Source organism: Rhizobium sp. NZLR1b (assembly GCF_019685155.1).
Taxonomy (GTDB): Bacteria; Pseudomonadota; Alphaproteobacteria; order Rhizobiales; family Rhizobiaceae; genus Rhizobium.
In genome coordinates this window covers 1-17,573 of sequence record NZ_JABDWC010000012.1, presented here as the reverse complement: position 1 = coordinate 17,573, position 17,573 = coordinate 1, and the positions used below count along the sequence as shown (strand labels likewise).

At 58.2% G+C, this 17,573-nt stretch carries 11 protein-coding genes and 1 tRNA gene; 8 read left to right on the top strand and 4 right to left on the bottom strand.

Translation table 11 applies throughout. The features are described 5' to 3' along the window. Positions 1 to 522: 522 nt before the first annotated feature. Positions 523 to 1,632 carry an acyltransferase gene (locus HJB84_RS18020; protein WP_221116574.1) on the bottom strand — a complete coding sequence of 370 codons (1,110 nt, stop codon included), beginning with the start codon at positions 1,630 to 1,632 and terminating at the stop codon, positions 523 to 525. Between the two features lie 254 nt (positions 1,633 to 1,886). Here HJB84_RS18020 and HJB84_RS18015 point away from each other — a divergent pair, with 254 nt between their 5' ends. The 3 genes from HJB84_RS18015 to HJB84_RS18005 all read left to right on the top strand — a co-directional run bounded on the left by HJB84_RS18015 (position 1,887) and on the right by HJB84_RS18005 (position 7,901). After that, on the top strand, positions 1,887 to 4,205 hold the full coding sequence (locus HJB84_RS18015) for a membrane-bound PQQ-dependent dehydrogenase, glucose/quinate/shikimate family (RefSeq protein WP_221116519.1): 2,319 nt from the start codon (positions 1,887 to 1,889) through the stop codon (positions 4,203 to 4,205). A 143-nt stretch (positions 4,206 to 4,348) separates the two neighbouring features. After that, the gene (locus tag HJB84_RS18010) at positions 4,349 to 6,142 is read left to right on the top strand and encodes an adenylate/guanylate cyclase domain-containing protein (protein ID WP_221116518.1); all 1,794 of its coding nucleotides are present in this window, start codon (positions 4,349 to 4,351) and stop codon (positions 6,140 to 6,142) included. 70 nt (positions 6,143 to 6,212) lie between these two features. After that, positions 6,213 to 7,901 (top strand): ABC transporter ATP-binding protein/permease, encoded by a 1,689-nt coding sequence (locus tag HJB84_RS18005; protein ID WP_221116517.1) that lies wholly within the window; start codon positions 6,213 to 6,215, stop codon positions 7,899 to 7,901. Between the two features lie 68 nt (positions 7,902 to 7,969). Here the strand turns inward: HJB84_RS18005 and HJB84_RS18000 are convergent, their stop codons facing one another. Both HJB84_RS18000 and HJB84_RS17995 read right to left on the bottom strand, forming a co-directional pair. Continuing rightward, entirely contained in the window at positions 7,970 to 9,142 is a 1,173-nt protein-coding gene (locus HJB84_RS18000; RefSeq protein WP_221116516.1) for an acetate/propionate family kinase, read from the bottom strand. A gap of 4 nt (positions 9,143 to 9,146) precedes the next feature. Beyond that, positions 9,147 to 10,112, bottom strand: coding sequence for a phosphate acetyltransferase (locus HJB84_RS17995; protein WP_221116515.1), 966 nt, complete (start codon positions 10,110 to 10,112; stop codon positions 9,147 to 9,149). Between the two features lie 465 nt (positions 10,113 to 10,577). Between HJB84_RS17995 and HJB84_RS17990 the strand changes: the two genes are divergently transcribed. The 5 genes from HJB84_RS17990 to HJB84_RS17970 all read left to right on the top strand — a co-directional run bounded on the left by HJB84_RS17990 (position 10,578) and on the right by HJB84_RS17970 (position 17,017). Then, positions 10,578 to 11,246 carry a CBS domain-containing protein gene (locus HJB84_RS17990; RefSeq protein ID WP_221116514.1) on the top strand — a complete coding sequence of 223 codons (669 nt, stop codon included), beginning with the start codon at positions 10,578 to 10,580 and terminating at the stop codon, positions 11,244 to 11,246. 78 nt (positions 11,247 to 11,324) lie between these two features. Beyond that, a complete protein-coding gene (adhP, locus tag HJB84_RS17985) occupies positions 11,325 to 12,353 on the top strand; it encodes an alcohol dehydrogenase AdhP (RefSeq protein WP_221116513.1) in 1,029 nt (342 codons plus the stop codon). 69 nt (positions 12,354 to 12,422) lie between these two features. Continuing rightward, on the top strand, positions 12,423 to 14,885 hold the full coding sequence (locus HJB84_RS17980; protein ID WP_221116512.1) for a phosphoketolase family protein: 2,463 nt from the start codon (positions 12,423 to 12,425) through the stop codon (positions 14,883 to 14,885). 63 nt (positions 14,886 to 14,948) lie between these two features. Continuing rightward, entirely contained in the window at positions 14,949 to 15,701 is a 753-nt protein-coding gene (locus tag HJB84_RS34120; protein ID WP_259671115.1) for a hypothetical protein, read from the top strand. Further along, positions 15,698 to 17,017 (top strand): glucoamylase family protein, encoded by a 1,320-nt coding sequence (locus HJB84_RS17970; protein WP_221116511.1) that lies wholly within the window; start codon positions 15,698 to 15,700, stop codon positions 17,015 to 17,017. The genes HJB84_RS34120 and HJB84_RS17970 overlap by 4 nt, the downstream gene beginning before the upstream one ends. Positions 17,018 to 17,447: 430 nt before the next feature. Here HJB84_RS17970 and HJB84_RS17965 read toward each other — a convergent pair. Then, positions 17,448 to 17,524, bottom strand: a tRNA-Met gene (locus HJB84_RS17965). Positions 17,525 to 17,573: the final 49 nt, after the last annotated feature.

Here is a 17,573-nt window from a genome sequence, read left to right as displayed (position 1 = left end):
TCGAAACGAAGTCCGATCAAAGTATTTTATCTATTACTGTTAAAATATTGCTAAGAACCGCCTAGCAACCCGATCAACTACGCGAAGAATATTTGGCTATTCCTCAGACAGGGCATCCATCGTCCAAAATCAAAAGATGCTTGGAGCACGCAGGAAGGTTTAGGTATCGGATTAGTAACGAGGCGCCGCGGTGCTGCCGCGACGTTCCAGCGCCTAACTGAACATTCGTTCGATTGTTCCAAAAAGATAAATCTGAACATAAGCTTGCGTATGGGCACTTATGCGCCCGCGATGATCCAAACAGCGCCTGTCAACCCAGCATGAGATGACGACGACGTCAGTGATCTGCAGCAAGCCTGCTCCAAGCTCGGCTTTCACGACGGGATCGGACGCTCCCCCCGTGGCGGTCGACCACGTTACAACGAAACAGGGCCCGCCGGTGATTGGTGAGCCCTGCTGATGTCTTTTGCAGGTTAAGCACCGGCGATAAAGTTGCCAGTCTCGCGACCGGCATCGATAAGTCTATTTCGAGACTGCAGCCGCCAATTGCCGTTTTGCGCCGCGTTGGAGACTGAGGTTTTCAAGCCAAGTGACTTGTTTCCTCAATTTCAACGCCGGCTTTTCGATGAATATCCAGGAGAAGGCAGCAAAGCAAGTCGCAACGATGCTGCAGACAATGCCATTCAACAACCAGTTATGCGCCCAAGGCCCGAGCGCTACGAACGCTTGTTGGATGGGATATCCATAGAGGAAGACGCCGTAGGAGTAGTCGGCCCCGCGCAAAACGCCAAGCTTGCGGGGCGAGGTCAGGCCGAGGAAAACCGTGACATATCCCATGGCTGGAATGGCTACGAAATCCCCAAAGGAGGTGAACCAGTAGGCCCAGAATATCATTGCCACAGAGGCAAGGAAAATTCTCACGTCCCAAAGAACCTTGTCCTTGTAGAGATAGAAAGTCACCCCCACGAGAAAAGCGCAAATAAGCAGATTGCCCGATGCGGTCGTGGGCATCGTCGCCCAATCACTTTCATGTTTCCAATACCTTGCGATACCGAAGCTTACGATCAAAGCCGGCGTTGCGATAAGGGCGATCACGCGCCGCCTGACCACGCCAAGCAGAAACAGGGCGGCGATCACAGCATAACACTCGAGCTCGAAGGGTACAGTCCAGAGCTGCCCGTTCACCATCGCGGCGTCGGGATTATCCAGGAATACCCCTGGAAGATTGAAGTGAATGTGCCCTGTGACATTCAGCAGATAGGTAAAGAACTGTGGGTCGGTGAAATAGTCACGCAGGTCATACTCTGTATAGATGGCTCCGAGTATAAAGGCAGCCAGCAATACCTCCACCGCAAGAGCAGGGTAGATCCGGATAAATCGGTTACCGAGAAATGAGATTAATGTCTTCGACCGTTCAAGACTGCCGGCCACCAGGAATCCACTCAAGACAAAGAACATCGGGAGCACTGATTTGATGACAGGACGGAAGGGCGACTCCCAGAGGAAGAGGTCATCGCCGTAGGTGACGCGGGCCGTATGTATCCAAAGCACTGAAAAGGCTAACAGTAATCGCATATAGTCGAATCCTGCCGGTCGCCCGTTCGCTAGATCAAGCTTTTCGCCGAGAAACATCTGTGCCCCTTTCAGAAATATTACTCGATTTGGAATGGCAAGCTGTTGCCGCAGAGCGGCGGCGGCATCATTGCCAGATCGGAGCCGCGTGTCAGTGACCAGAGGTACACCAGGAAAAATTGAACGAGAGAGCTCCCCTCTCCTAAAGACGAGATAGCTGACCATCAACCCAATGGCCCTGTGCTTCCCGAGGTGCCATGCGACGGTCAGATTTTAAATCCAGGCGATCGGGCGGCGGATTGGATGAGGAAACGATGAAATTTCTGGCCACCCTATTCTGTATTGTTCTCGCCTTTATCGGGTTGGGCTTGATGGGAGGCGGCGCCGTGCTGCTCAGCCTCGGCGGCTCGCCCTATTACGCGATCGTCGGGATTGCCTATCTGATTGCAGCGCTCCTGCTATGGCGCCGGAAAGCGTCAGGCGCATTCATCGTCTTTCTTGTTGCCGTTTTCACCCTTCCCTGGGCACTTTGGGAGTCGGGTCTCAATTTTTGGGCACTTTTTGCACGTTTGATGTCTCCCATTGCACTGGCGGGCTTTGCACTTCTTTTTGCGCCCTCGCTTTTGCCAGCCGCCAACCGGAAACTTTTCTATGGCGGCACCCTGCTTGCCGTCGTCCTGTTCGTTGCGGGCTTTAGCCTTGCTTTCACGCCGCATGGGCTGATCCGCCCCTCCGCCGACATCCCCGCCTACAAAATCGCCAAAGGCGACAATGCTCCCTCCGACTGGACATCCTATGGCCGCAGCACGGCAGGAGATCGCTACTCGCCGTTCGATCAGATCAATCGCGGCAATGTTGCCAAGCTAGACCTTGCCTGGACATATCGCACAGGAAAAGGAGAAGGCGCCGATCAGAACACGCCTCTGCAGATCGGCGATACGATCTATAGCTGCACGCCGACGGATGTGATCGCAGCGCTCGATGCAGATACCGGCAAACCCCGCTGGACCTTCGACCCCAAGGCAACGGCGCCTTACTGGCAGCGCTGCCGCGGCCTCGGTTACTATAAGATGCCCCAGGAGGCCCCATCTGCCGACGGTCTTTGCAATGAGCGTCTGGTGCAGACAACGATTGATGCCCGCCTCCTCGAGATCGACAGCAGGACCGGCGCGCCCTGTAAAGGCTTCGGAGACAATGGCACCGTGCAGCTCTCCCAGGGCATGGGCGAAGTCAAGACAGGTTATTATTTCCAAACATCAGCGCCGCTGATTGCCCGCAATCTGATCGTCGTCGGAGGCTGGGTCATGGACAATCAGGAGGTCGGCGAACCCTCGGGCGTCATCCGCGCCTTCAATGTCGTCACCGGCGAGCTCGAATGGGCGTGGGATCTCGGCAATCCTGAGATCACCAAACTCCCGCCGAAGGGCCAGACTTATACGCGGGCCACGCCCAACATGTGGACGACGGCCGCATTCGACGACAAGCTTGGGCTCATCTATGCACCGCTCGGCAATACCACCCCGGATTACTACGGCGTCAATCGCCCGGCCTTCGCCGATCGATACAATGCCACACTGGTAGCGCTCGATGTCACGACGGGACGAGAGAAATGGAAGTTCCAGACCGTGCATCACGACCTCTGGGACTATGACCTCCCGGCCCAACCGGTTTTGATCGACCTGCCTGATGGCAATGGCGCCACAATGCCTGCTCTCCTGCAGACCACCAAACGCGGGCAGCTTTTCCTGCTCAACCGGCAGACCGGCGCACCGCTTGCCGAGGTTCAGGAGAATCCGGTGCCGCAGGGCGGCGGCGCGCCGGGGGAGAAGCTGTCTCCGACACAGCCCTATTCCGTCGGCATGCCGACAATCGGTGCCGAGCGGGTGACGGAGCAGACGGCCTGGGGCCTGACGATGTTCGATCAACTGGCATGCCGCATCGCCTTCCGAAAGATGCGCTACGATGGCGATTTCACCCCGATCGGCCCGCACTATGCAATCCAGCAGCCGGGAAATCTGGGCGGCCTCAACTGGGGAAGCGTATCGGTTGATCTGCCGAACAACCGGGTCTTCATAAACGATATCCGCGTGCCCAGTCTCTTCGCACTCATCCCACGCGCAGAGTATGTCGATTTTGCCCTCACCACGACCGCGCATGGCCCCTCCGCCCCGCAGCGCGGTACACCATATGGTATGGCTACCGAAATGTGGACCTCGAGGCTCCGGGTTCCCTGCACGCAGCCGCCTTTCGGCACCGTCACGGCAGTGGATCTGAACACCCGTAAGATCGCATGGCAGGTTCCGGCCGGGACCGCCGAAGAACTAGGGCCGTTTAAGATCAAAACCAATCTGCCGATGCCGATGGGCCTGCCGAGTTATGCCGGCACGTCGGCGACTGCCGGCGGTGTCGTCTTCTTCGCCGGCTTTCAGGACTATTATATCCGCGCCTATGACGCCGAGAACGGCTCGGAACTCTGGAAATATCCCCTGCCGGTCGGCTCGAGCGCCACGCCCATGACCTATGTCTCACCTAAAACCGGAAAGCAGTATGTCCTGATATCCGTTGGTGGAGCGCCATATTCGACGGACGTCGGCGACTACGTGCTCGCCTTCACTCTCAAAGACGAACATTAGCCGCTGTCAGCGCACAAGCTTACCCGACCATCTCCACCTCAAACGAACTCATCACGAGACCCGCAGCAAAGGCAATCAGGATTTGGCGACGTTGCCGGCCGCATTGTGTTATTTTGGTCCGATAGGGAACTGAGGCTACGAGCGTGACGCGAAAACTGGCGGCGATCCTGGTCGCGGATGTGGTCGGCTACAGCCGCCTCGCCGGTGCGGACGAGGATCGCATCCTGGCGCGGCTGCGAACGTTGCGCAGCGATCTGGTCGATCCGACCATTGCCGTACACAATGGCCGTGTGGTCAAGCGTACCGGAGATGGAAGCCTCATCGAGTTTCGCAGCGTCGTCGACGCCGTGCGCTGCGCGATCGAAGTGCAGACTGCCATGGTCGAGCGAAATATCGGCGTGTCCCCCGAGAATCGCATCGAGTTCCGGGTCGGTATCCATCTGGGGGATGTCGTCGAGGAGAGCGACGGCGATTTGATGGGCGACGGCGTCAATATCGCCGCACGGCTGGAGGGAATTGCCCAGCCCGGCGCCATCTGTCTCTCCGAAGATGCCTATCGCCAGGTGAAAACGCGGCTTGAATGTGCCGTGACCGATCTCGGCAAAATCCCTCTCAAGAATATCGCGGAGCCGATGCGGGCCTATTTGCTTCAGATCGGAACTGTCTCAAAGCCGCTTCCGGCATGGCAGCCGGGAGAGCCGACCCCGATGAAACCGACATGGGCCGCAGCCGTTCATGACAAGCCCGCCATCGCCGTACTGGCGTTCAACAACATGAGCGGCGACGCCGAACAGGAATATTTCTCCGACGGGATCAGCGAGGACATCATCACCGACCTCTCGAAGTTGTCCGAATTGCACGTGATCGCCCGCAATTCATCCTTCATCTACAAGAACGTGACAGCTTCCGTGCCTGAGATGGCCAAGGCTCTTGGTGTCCGCTATGTCCTTGAAGGCAGCGTGCGCAAGGCTGGCAACCGCGTGCGTGTTACCGCCCAATTGATCGACGCCAGCAATGGCGGACATATCTGGGCCAGCCGGTTCGACCGCGACCTTACCGACATTTTTGCGGTTCAGGATGAACTAACACAGGAGATCGTGACAGCGCTCAAGCTGAACCTCACCCATGGCGACCAGGACCGTTTGGGCCAGGGGCGCGCAGTCGACGTCGGCGCTTACGAGTTGTTATTGCGTGGCCGTGAGCAGGCGTCGGCCCATACCCGAGCCGGAAATAGAGCCGCCCGCAGCCTGGCTGCAGACGCTATAGCCATCGATCCGGACTACGCGGCGGCCCAAGCCCTCATTTCCTTCACGCATGTGCTCGACTACGTCAACGCCTGGAGCGACGATCCGGAGGCTTCGCTGCAGATCGGGCTGGATCTCGCGCAGCAGGCAGTGCAAATGGCGGAAGAACAACCCAATAGCCACTTCGCGCTGGGCATGGCCTGCATGTGGAACCGCGAACTGGACCGGGCCCGGGCAGAAGTGCTGCGAGGCCTGGCGCTTTCTCCCAATTCCGCCGAGCTCCTGATGCTGATGGCCCATATCCAGATATTCTCCGGCGATCCCGAAGGCGCCTTGGAAAAACTCGATGCATCGATGCGGCTTGACCCACATCATCCGGAAATTCTTTTCCAATTTCTCGCTGACGCGCGCTTTTCTCTCGGTGAATATGAGCAAGCGATCGTCGCGATCGAGCTGCGGCTCCAACAAAACTCCCAATCGGAAACCGCCTATGCCCTGCTGGCGTCATGCTACGGCCACCTCGGCCGGCCGGAGGAGTGCCGACGCGCGTGGGAAAAGGCACTCCAGATCAATCCCAATTTTTCCGTCGAGCGCCGCCGCCGCGTCCTTCCCTTCCGAAACCCCGAGGACTTTAACCGCCGTGTGGAAGGACTGCGTAAGGCCGGATTGACGATCGCGAATCTCGATCGATGAACCGCCTTCGGCCGTGGTTACGATGCCGATAGCTGCATCCGCCGCAGATATGTAGTTGTGGAGGAAGAGCATGAGCCAGCAATACACTCCGCTCAAGGTAACCGTGGCCAGGTTTTCCTACGCGGTGAAAATCTTCATGACTTCGCATGTCGGCGGAAGAGCAAAACTGCTCCTCCTTGGCTTGGTAACGCTCTTCTGCGGCATCAGCGCACTGAATGTCCTCAACAGCTTTGTTGGGCGACATTTCATGACCGCCATTGCCGAAAAGCAAACTGCCGAATTCGTCCGCCAGGCGTTGCTTTATACTGGGGTATTTGGCGCCTCGACGATTGTCTCGGTGATCGCGCGTTTTGCGGAGGAACGTCTTGCTCTGCTCTGGAGGGGATTCCTGACACATCGCGCCATCGGGCTTTACATGAGCGACGGCACCTTTTATCGGGTCGGCATATCAGGCAAGCTCTCACACCCGGACCAGAGAATCGCAGACGACATCAAGGCGTTTACCATTGCCACGCTTTCCTTCGTGCTGATGCTGTTGAACAGCGGGTTGACCATTTTGACCTTTTCAGGTGTGCTGTGGTTGATCAGTCCGCTGCTGTTCATTGCTGCAGTCGTCTATGCGGCATTTGGCTCCTACATGACGATCGCGCTCGGCCGACCGTTGATGGACCTGAACTACAACCAGCTCGACTCCGAAGCGGCCTTCCGCTCCAGCCTGATCCATATGCGGGAAAACGCGGAATCCGTCATGATCGCAGGCGGAGAGGAGCGCCACGCCAGATTCCTGATCAAACAGTTCGATCAGCTCGCCAGCAATTTCAGGAGAATAATACTCATCAATCGCAATGTCGGCTTCTTCACCACCGGCTATAACTGGATGATACAGATCATTCCGGTCGTCATCATTGCTCCAGTCTTCATGAATGGCGACATGGAATTCGGCGTCATCACGCAGTCGGCTGCAGCGTTTGCGACGCTGGTCGGCGCATTCTCGTTCATCGTCAGCCAGTTCCATTCGATTTCCAATTTCGCCGCCGTGGTGGCCCGCATCAGCTCTCTGCTGGACGCCATAGAGGAGGCGCAAGAACCCGCAGAATCCGGGATTGAGTTCACCGAAAACGGAGAGCAACTTGCCTATGAGGATGTGACCCTGACGGCACCCTCGGATGTGCCTTTGCTGCGAGAGCTGTCAACGTCGATCCCGCTCGGCACGCGATTGCTTGTCGTCGGCGATGAAGACGCCGCAGGCATTGCTTTGTTCCGGGCCACAGCGGGGATCAATATATCAGGCAACGGACGCATCAACCGTCCAAGGCGGGATTTGATCCATTTCATTCCCCAGCGCCCCTATGTTGCTCCCGGCACGTTGCGCCAGATCCTCGTACCGCCGGATCGATCCGGGGACGTCTCGGAAGAGCAAATCCTTCGATTGCTGAAAGAGCTCGGTCTTGGACGCGCCATGGATGCCGGGGAAATCGACAAGGAACAGAACTGGGCGACACTGCTGTCGCCACGCGAGCAGCACCTTCTGGCTATCGCGGGAGCGCTCGTGGCCGAGCCGCACTATGTCCTGATGGAGAAGGGCGAGGTCATGTTCGGGCAGGAACTGCTGAATCAGATCCTCGGGCTTCTGGCGGAAAGATCGGTCGCATGCATCAACTTCGCGGAGCCCGATGCAGCGCGCAGCGGCTATGATGCAGTTCTCGAATATCATGCCGACGGATCCTGGATCTGGATCGATCAACTAGGCAATTCCTAATTGCTCATGGTGGGCGAGTGCTGCCGCACTTCCTCCATGCCGCCATTGCCGCTGTTGGACATTCCATTCTAGGTCCGGGTCGTAGCTAGCGTATGGCGGGCGATCATCAGTTCTTCGTCCGTAGGCACCACATAGACCCGCAGCCTGCTATCTGGCGTCGAGATCAGCAGATCTCCTTTGGCGTTCCTTTCCGGATCCAGCTTCGCCCCCAGCCATTCGAGTTTCGCAACGATCCTCTTCCTCATCTCGGGCGAGTTTTCGCCGATGCCGGCAGTGAAGACAAAGGCATCGATGCCGCCAAGGGCTGCTGCCAGCATGCCGGCATGCAAGCCGATGCGATGGACGAAGTGCTCCAGCGCGAAGGCCGCAGACGATTGCAGGCTTTCCAGGAGCGCACGTACATCATTGCTCACGCCGGAAAGGCCCATGAGCCCCGACTCCTTGTAGAGCAGGTCCCGCACACCGTCGGGCTTCATGCCCTTCTGGTCTAGAAGATAGAGGATGACGCCGGGATCGATCTGACCGCAACGCGTGCCCATCGGCAGCCCGTCGAGAGCAGTGAAGCCAAATGTGCTTTCCACACTGTGACCACCGAGCAGCGCGCACATCGAGGCGCCGCTGCCGAGATGGGCGACGACAATGCGGCCACCGGCGATCTCCGGTGCAAGTTCGCGCAGGCGATTTGCCACATATTCATAGGAGAGCCCGTGAAAGCCGTAGCGCCTGACGCCTTCGGCATAGAACCGTTCAGGAATGGCATAGTGATCTGCAACCGCACTGTGGCCGCGATGGAAGGATGTATCGAAGCAGGCGACCTGCGGCAAATCCGGACGCCGCTGCCGGATCGCGCGGATCGGCGCCAGATTGTTCGGCTGATGCAGCGGGGCGAGCGGCACATAACGCTCCAGATCCGCGAGCACCGTTTTATCGATGAGCACCGCCCGATCATAATCCGGGCCGCCGTGCACAACCCGGTGACCAACCGCGACAAGCCGATCTTGATGTCGTTCTCGCAGCCAGTCCCCGACGAGCCGCATGGCGGCCGGCAGGTCGGGAACTTCGCTCGGGCTGTGCTGATGATCCGCAAGCATCTCTGAGCCGGTGCCCTTGATGCGTAAACGCGGGGCGGTACCCACGCCTTCCATCTGCCCTTTCAAAAGTTTTGAAAGGCCACCTTCGACCGAAAAGACCTCGAATTTGAGGCTGGAGGATCCGGCATTTACGACGAGAATGACATCCATCACACTATGCACCCGATATGGTCGCCATTCGGCGGCGCGCTTCGGCGAGCAGGACTGCCACCGCACAGGAAGCAAGGCGGGTCCGCACGGAATCGGCACGGGACGTGAGGATGATCGGCACCCTGGCGCCGAGCACGATGCCAGCAGCGTCTGCGCGCGCCAGAAATGTAAGGTTCTTCGCCAGCATATTGCCGGCTTCCAGATTGGGCACGACAAGAATCTGCGCCTTGCCTGCCACCGGCGAATGGATAGCTTTTATCCGCGCAGCTTCGGGGTCGATGGCATTGTCGAAGGCGAGCGGCCCATCGAGCAGCCCGCCGGTGATCTGCCCGCGCTCCGCCATCTTGCAAAGCGCGGCCGCCTCGATGGTGGAAGGGATCTTCGAGGTTACCGTTTCGACGGCCGACAGGATCGCCACCCGCGGCTTGCCGAGGCCAACCTGGGTAAACAGGTCGATGGCATTCTGGACGATATCGCGCTTCGCATCGAGGTCCGGTTCGATATTGATAGCTGCATCCGTGATGAACAGCGGCTCCGAATAGGTCGGCACGTCCATGACGAAGACGTGGCTGATCCGGCGGGCAGTCCGCAATCCCGTGGCTGACGCGGTCACGGCACGCATCAACTCGTCGGTGTGCAGGCTGCCCTTCATCAGAAGCTCGCCTTTCGCCTCGCGGATCAGCTCAACTCCGCGAGCTGCGGCGGCATCGCTGTGGGTAACGTCCACGATCTCATAGGCTGCGATATCGAGATGGTGTGCCTCGGCCACCGCCTCAATCTTCTGGGCGGGACCGACGAGTATGGGCGTGATCAGCCCCTCCTCGGCAGCCTCGACGGCGCCGCGCAGAGATGCTTCGTCGCAGGGGTGAACGATGACCGTGTTCATCCGCGGAGCCTGCTTGGCGCGCGCGACGAGCTGTTCATATTTCCGGTGCGCCTCCGGCGGTACAATGCCTGCTGTATCCGTCATGAAAACCCCCATTAGAACAGCTTCTATCGCAGCCGCCGATATCGGGTCGTGATCCTGAGTTCTGGACCTGCCGGTCCGGTGCGATCCTCGCCGTTTTCGGGCAATCGGATGGCGCGCCGGCTAAGCTGCGTGTCTGCAGGCGACATGCCGGGAGCGCCGCGAGCGCACCCACATTGCTTCTTGCCAGCCCCGCTTTGCGGCAGCCGCAATTGAACGGGAAAAACCCGACGGCGTGCAGGACAAGCCGGCGACCGAAGCCATCCTAGTAACCCATTGTGACGGTTTATCGTCTCCTTCCAGCCACTGCACGTATGTTACGGGAACATACACCTTGCCAGATACCCGTAGGGAGTTATCTGATGCCGCCTGTCTGCAACTTTGCCCATGGGCGATAAACGGTTACCGAGCCTACAGCTAGCTCAATTCGTATCGCCGCCCTGAGGTCCATGCAGGAGTTGGAGCCGAATGCTCGTCAAAGATGTAATGGCCGTCAAAATTATCAAGGTGTCGCCTGACAACAGTGTCAGGCAGGCGGCAAAAATCATGCTTGATAACCACGTCAGCGGCGTCCCAGTCGTTGATGACGAAGGGCATTTGCTGGGTGTCCTCAGCGAAGGGGATCTGATCCGCAGAACGGAGTTGGTATCTGGAGCGATAGCCTCGCTTGAGGAAATGGCATTGCCATCGGAAGCTCGAGCCAACGCCTATGTCAGGCGCACCTCGTGGCGGGTCGGTGATGCAATGACCCCGGATCCTCTCACCATTGACGAGGAAGCCTCGCTGGCGCGCGTTGCGAAGCTCATGCACGAGCGGAGCATCAAGCGAATTCCTGTCGTGAGAGGTCGCGAGCTGGTCGGCATAGTTAGTCGCGCAGACCTGCTTCAGGCAATTCTGGTGGCGCGGCAAGACGAAACTGGTGGAGGGGATGAGGGCATCCAACGCAGTATCGTCACACGGTTCGGAGAAAACACCGGACTGGAAGGTTTGGATCTAAGCGTGACGGTTACCGACGGGATCGTGCACATCTGGGGGAACGTCGAGACCACCGAATGCCGAAGAGCGGCGCGGGTTCTCGCAGAAGGTGTTCATGGGGTCAGGGGAATAGTCGAGCACTTCACCGCCCCGGATAGCTGATCAGCACTGCATTGCCGATATAGAGGCCTACTGCCGCTCCGGACTGTCGGAGCTGGCATATTCCGACGGAGGCATCGCATGGTAAAGCTCATGAACGCGGCCGTCGTTCGACAGTTCCGCGCACCGCTAGTTATCGAAGAGATGGAGATCCCAAGTCCGCGAAGCGGTCAGATTCTCGTGAAATACGAAGCGACTGGTGTATGCCACACCGATCTGCATGCGGCCAATGGCGACTGGCCAGTGAAGCCCTCCCCGCCGTTCATACCTGGACATGAAGGTGCCGGCTTTGTCGCTGCGGTAGGAGCGGGCGTGAAGCGGGTAAAGGAGGGCGACCGAGTCGGCGTGCCTTGGCTCCATGCCGCGTGCGGCTACTGCCCCCATTGCCGAACCGGTTGGGAAACGCTTTGCGCGTCTCAGTCCAACACTGGATATTCGGTGAATGGAACCTTCGCCGAGTTCGGGCTGGCTGATCCTGATTTCGTCGGCAATTTGCCAAACGGGTTGGATTTCGGTCCCGCCGCTCCGGTGCTGTGCGCCGGGGTGACCGTTTACAAAGGCCTCAAGGAATCAGAGGTGCGCCCCGGTGAATGGGTGGCGATTTCGGGCGTGGGAGGCTTGGGCCACATGGCCGTTCAGTATGCTAAGGCGATGGGCATGAACGTTGTTGCTGCCGACATTTTCGAAGACAAGCTGGCGTTGGCAAAGCAACTCGGCGCGGATATCACGATAAACGCCAAGGCTGTAGATGCGGTCGCGCAGGTACAAGCTGCCACAAATGGCGGCGTTCATGGAGTACTGGTGACGGCGGTCTCACCGCCGGCAATGGAGCAGGCTTTCGGGTTCATGCGGTCAAAGGGCACGATGGTCCTCGTCGGCTTGCCGCCTGGGAAAATCGCACTACCCGTCTTTGAAACGGTTCTGAAACGCATCACCGTGCGTGGATCAATCGTTGGCACGCGCCAGGATTTGGACGAGTCCCTGCAGTTCGCGGCGGAGGGCAAGGTTACGCCTCATTTTTCCTGGGACAGCTTGGAAAACATCAACGACATATTCCACCGCATGGAAGCGGGCAAAATCGATGGTCGCGTCGTCATTCCCCTTTCATAACCGGAGAGCGTCGGAGCGAGCTGCATAGATCTACGGGTTGGCAAATGTCAGTTTGATCGGGAGGTTGAGATGGGTTCGACTGAGATGGCAGCAATGAACGAAACTGTGTCGGGCGGTCCCCCGCCACCAAGTGCGATTTCAGCACAAGAACTTCGTCTGCTGGATGCCTATTGGCGCGCTTCGAACTACCTTTCGGTCGGCCAGATATACCTCCTGGACAATCCTTTGCTGAAGGAGCCGTTGAAGCGCGAGCACGTAAAGCCGCGGCTGCTCGGCCACTGGGGCACGTCGCCCGGCCTCAACATGCTCTATGTGCACCTGAATAGGGTGATCAAGCGCGATGACCTGAACATGATCTACGTGATCGGTCCTGGTCATGGAGGGCCGTCACTGGTCGCCCATGCCTATCTGGAGGGCACCTACAGCGAGTTCTATCCGAACATTAGCAAGGATACGGAGGGCATGCGGCGGCTGTTCAAGCAGTTCAGCTTCCCGGGCGGCATTCCAAGCCATGTTGCTCCGGAAACGCCGGGCAGCATTCATGAGGGCGGTGAGCTCGGATATGCGCTCAGCCACGCCTATGGCGCCGCCTTCGACAATCCCGACATGATCGTTGCCTGCGTCGTCGGTGACGGCGAAGCCGAGACCGGGCCACTGGCGACCGGCTGGCAAGGCAACAAGTTCCTGAACCCGGCGCGCGACGGCTGCGTTCTGCCGATCCTCCATCTCAACGGATACAAAATCGCCAACCCGTGCTTCCTTGCCAGAATCCCGAAAGAGGAACTGCGGAAGTTCTTCGAGGGCATGGGTTACAAGCCCTATTTCGTCGAGGGGCATGATCCCGACAAGGTCCACCGGGAGCTGGCTTCTGTGCTCGACACGGCCGTTGCCGAGATCCGCAACATCTGGGCAGATGCGCGAGCGAACGGCAACCTGAAGCGCCCCGCCTGGCCGATGATCGTCTTTCGAACGCCAAAGGGGTGGACATGCCCGGCGGAGATAGATGGGAAGAAGTCCGAGGGCTACTGGCGGTCGCACCAGGTTCCGATGGGCGACATGGACAAGCCCGAACACATCCGGATCCTCGAGCAATGGATGAAGAGCTATCGTCCCGAGGAGCTGTTCGACGATTCCGGCCGGTTCAAGCCCGAACTGGCGGCACTGGCTCCGACCGGGCAGCGCCGGATGAGCAATAACCCCCATGCCAATGGCGGGCTCGTGATGCGCGATCTCAAGATGCCGGATTTCCGGGACTACGCGATCGATGTTCCGAGTCCCGGCGAAACGACGGCCGAGGCGGCGCGCGTCATGGGAACATTCCTGCGCGACGTAATGAAGCTGAACCTCGAAACCGAAAATTTCCGCCTCTTCAGTCCAGATGAAAACAATTCCAACCGCTGGCAGGACGTGCTCGAGGTCACCAACCGTTGTTACATGGCCGAGATCTATCCGGAGGACGACCATCTCTCGCCTGATGGCCGTGTCATGGAAGTGCTGAGCGAGCACCAGTGCCAGGGCTGGCTGGAAGGCTACCTTCTGACGGGTCGTCACGGCTTCTTCTCCTGCTACGAAGCCTTCATCCACATCATCGACTCGATGTTCAACCAGCACGCCAAATGGCTGAAAGTATGCAATGAAATCCCGTGGCGAAGGCCGATCGCGTCACTGAACTACTTTTTGAGTTCTCATGTCTGGCGCCAGGATCACAACGGCTTCAGCCATCAAGACCCCGGGTTCATCGATCATGTCGTCAACAAGAAGGCGGAGGTGGTGCGGGTCTACCTGCCACCGGATGCCAACACACTGCTGTCGGTCACGGATCATTGCCTGCGCAGTCGCAACTACGTCAACGTGGTGGTTGCAGGAAAGCAACCCGCGCCGCAATGGCTGACGATGTCCGAGGCCGTCAGGCATTGCAGCATGGGTATTGGCATCTGGGAATGGGCCAGCAATGACAAGGGCAGCGAGCCGGACGTGGTGATGGCCTGCTGTGGCGACGTTCCGACCGTCGAGACGCTGGCCGCGGTCCAATTGATCCGTGAGCATCTTCCCGAGATCAAGGTGCGGGTCATCAATGTCGTCAACCTGATGAAGCTGCAGCCGGCCAAGGAACATCCACACGGGCTGTCCGATGCGGATTTCGACGGCCTGTTCACCAAGAACAAGCCCATCATCTTCGCGTTCCACGGCTATCCCTGGCTGATCCACCGGCTGACCTATCGGAGGACGAACCACGGCAACCTGCATGTCCGCGGCTACAAGGAAGAAGGCACCACAACCACGCCCTTCGACATGGTGGTTCTTAATGAACTCGATCGGTTCAGCCTTGTCGCAGACGTCATCGACCGGTTGCCGCAACTGGGTGCCCGCGCCGCCTACTTCAAACAGGCCATTCAGATGAAGCTGCTTGAACACAAGGAGTACATCGAGAAATACGGCGATGACATGCCGTCGATCAGCGGCTGGAAATGGGGAACAAGGGGCACGACGAAGGCACCGAAATCAACCTCCACCGAAGGCGACAACGCCTGAAGACATTGGCGGGCTTTCCAATCAATCGCTCCGCGGGACCGATCTAGTTTGAAGGATCCGTTTATGATGCGATCAAACAAGGATGTTGGCGCTCACGACGCCGAAGGAAGCCATGACCGTATGGGCATGCTTCCAGAGGTAGGCTTGCTCTCCAACGGTCGCACTCTCGTCACCGAGGCAGGCGCGGGCTACGCATCCCGGTTCGACCTCGACGTGACTCGCTGGCGCGAGGATGGCACGCGCGATTGCTGGGGGCAATTCTGCTACGTCAGGGATCTTGCGGACAACAAGATCTGGTCAGTCGGCGGGCAGCCGATCCATCGGACAGACTGCATCTACGAACACTCCTTTCAAAGTGATCGAGCGGAACTCCGCTGCTCTACCGAAGACATTGATATTCGGAGTTCGATATGCGTCGTGACAGATTGCGATGCGGAAGTGCGCCTGCTTCGAATTTCCAATCTTGGCTCAAAGGCAAAAGAGCTCGAACTGACAAGCTATAGCGAAATCTGCCTGAACAACCGTCGTGCCGACAGTGCGCATCCGGCCTTTGCCAAACTTGAGGCTATTCTCGGCATTCGAAGAGAAGGTCAGTTTCTTTCGGTCGATCCCTGCAATCCGGCGGATTGGCCGGGCTACGAGCTCGATTTCGAGCACGGATCAGCAACCCATAAAATCCATGTGGACAACAAGAGCGGGCCGGGGCACAGCCTGCTTTCGTTTGTCGTGGATGGCAAAGGGATCGATGGAAGCACGATAACGCTGTCAGATGACGGCCGCCGTCATGATGTCCGCACTATCCTTGGTTCGCCATGACAGAGCAGCTCTCGACGGATCCCGAACTGAACAGGATGCCGGCCGAGGAGGACCTGGCTCGTCTGCAGTTCACGACCCTGCTCTACTATCTTCACTGCACGAATCCGGACAACGGCCTTGTCCGCGACAAGACGCAGCCGGACGCGCCTGCGAGCATTGCCGCGATAGGCATGGCTCTCGCAACCATTCCCGTTCTCGTGGAGCGTGGCATCATCATTCGAGAGTTCGCGGTGAAGATCGCACGCATGCGATTGAAGTTCTTGCTGGATAGTCCACAAGGACCTGAGCCCGATGCAACGGGATACAAGGGCTTTTTCTACCATTTCCTTGACATCGAAACCGGACGACGCGTTTGGCAATGCGAGCTGTCGACGATCGACTCCGCGTTCCTGTTTGCCGGAGCATTGACCGTTGCCGCCTATTTTGATGGCGATTCCGTGGAAGAGGCTGAAGTTCGCCGCCTGGCCAATGCACTTTACGAGCGCGCTGACTGGGATTGGGCTTGTGATCACGGCCTCACCTTGACCCACGGCTGGCGGCCGGAAATCGGTTTTATCCCCTACCGCTGGCGCGGTTACGACGAGGGATTGCTTCTCTATATTCTGGGCCTCGGGTCACCGACCCATCCGTTGCCCTTTGAATCCTATGCGGCCTACACCGCCAGCTATGAATGGCGTAACATCTACGGACGCGAACTGCTCTACTCCGGACCGCTGTTTACCCATCAGCTTTCGCATATGTGGATCGACTTTCGTGGCATCCGTGACGAATTTATGAGAGAGCACGACAGCGACTATTTCCAGAACAGTCGCCACGCGACATTCGTCCAGCAGGAATATGCGATCCGCAATCCCAAGAATTTCGCCGGATACGGCGAGCATTGCTGGGGTTTCACCGCAAGCGACGGACCGGGCTGGACCAAGCGAAACGTTGGGGGGGTAGAGGTGGAGTTCTTCGACTACATCGCTCGCGGCGCGCCATACGGGCCGGACGATGGAACGGTATCACCATGGGCAGTTGTTGCCTCTCTACCCTTTGCGCCAGAGATAGTCATACCGACACTTTGGAACTTCGCACGCATGGATCTTGGCATGACGCGACTTTATGGCTTCAAGCCGTCTTTCAACCAAACCTATGCCGTGAAAAACAGTGACACCGGACGATGGGTCAGTCCCTATCACTTTGGAATCGATCAAGGTCCCGTCGTTCTGATGATCGAGAACTACAGGAGCGGGTTGCTGTGGAGCATCATGCGTCGCTGCCGGCCAATCGTGGTGGGATTGAGGAAAGCAGGTTTTGCAGGCGGGTGGCTGTGAAAACAACCGAGAGGCAACAGGCCTCGGTTCGAATGTTACAAACAGCGTCAACGATCTCGGGCCTAAAGCGGGTCGCGATCTTTCAGATTTGCTCCTCGCGCTTTAGGTCTTTGTTTTTACGCATGTCATTAGCGCAAAACCGCTGCACACTTTTGCGCGACATGCTTTAATCGTTAGGAGTGAAGTAATTTCGAGCTTTCGCGTATGCGCTCAGGCTGCTCACGAACTTCCTCGGCTGTCTGCCGCGAAGGCAAAATATCTATGGTTCGTGGGGAAGCGTTTCCGTGGAGCACGGTGGCGAATTCCCACGCTTCAGCGGTCCGAACTGAGGGATCCTGGTCGCCTACTGGATCTTCCCGGCCACCCCGTAAACGCAAAAGCCCGCCATGAGGCGGGTTTTTGGGTATTGTGTGTTTGATCATGGAAGGATTGGTTGCGGGGGCAGGATTTGAACCTGCGGCCTTCAGGTTATGAGCCTGACGAGCTACCGGGCTGCTCCACCCCGCGCCATGGCAAATCCATTGGATCTGCTTGAGTATTATAACACGAAAGGCCG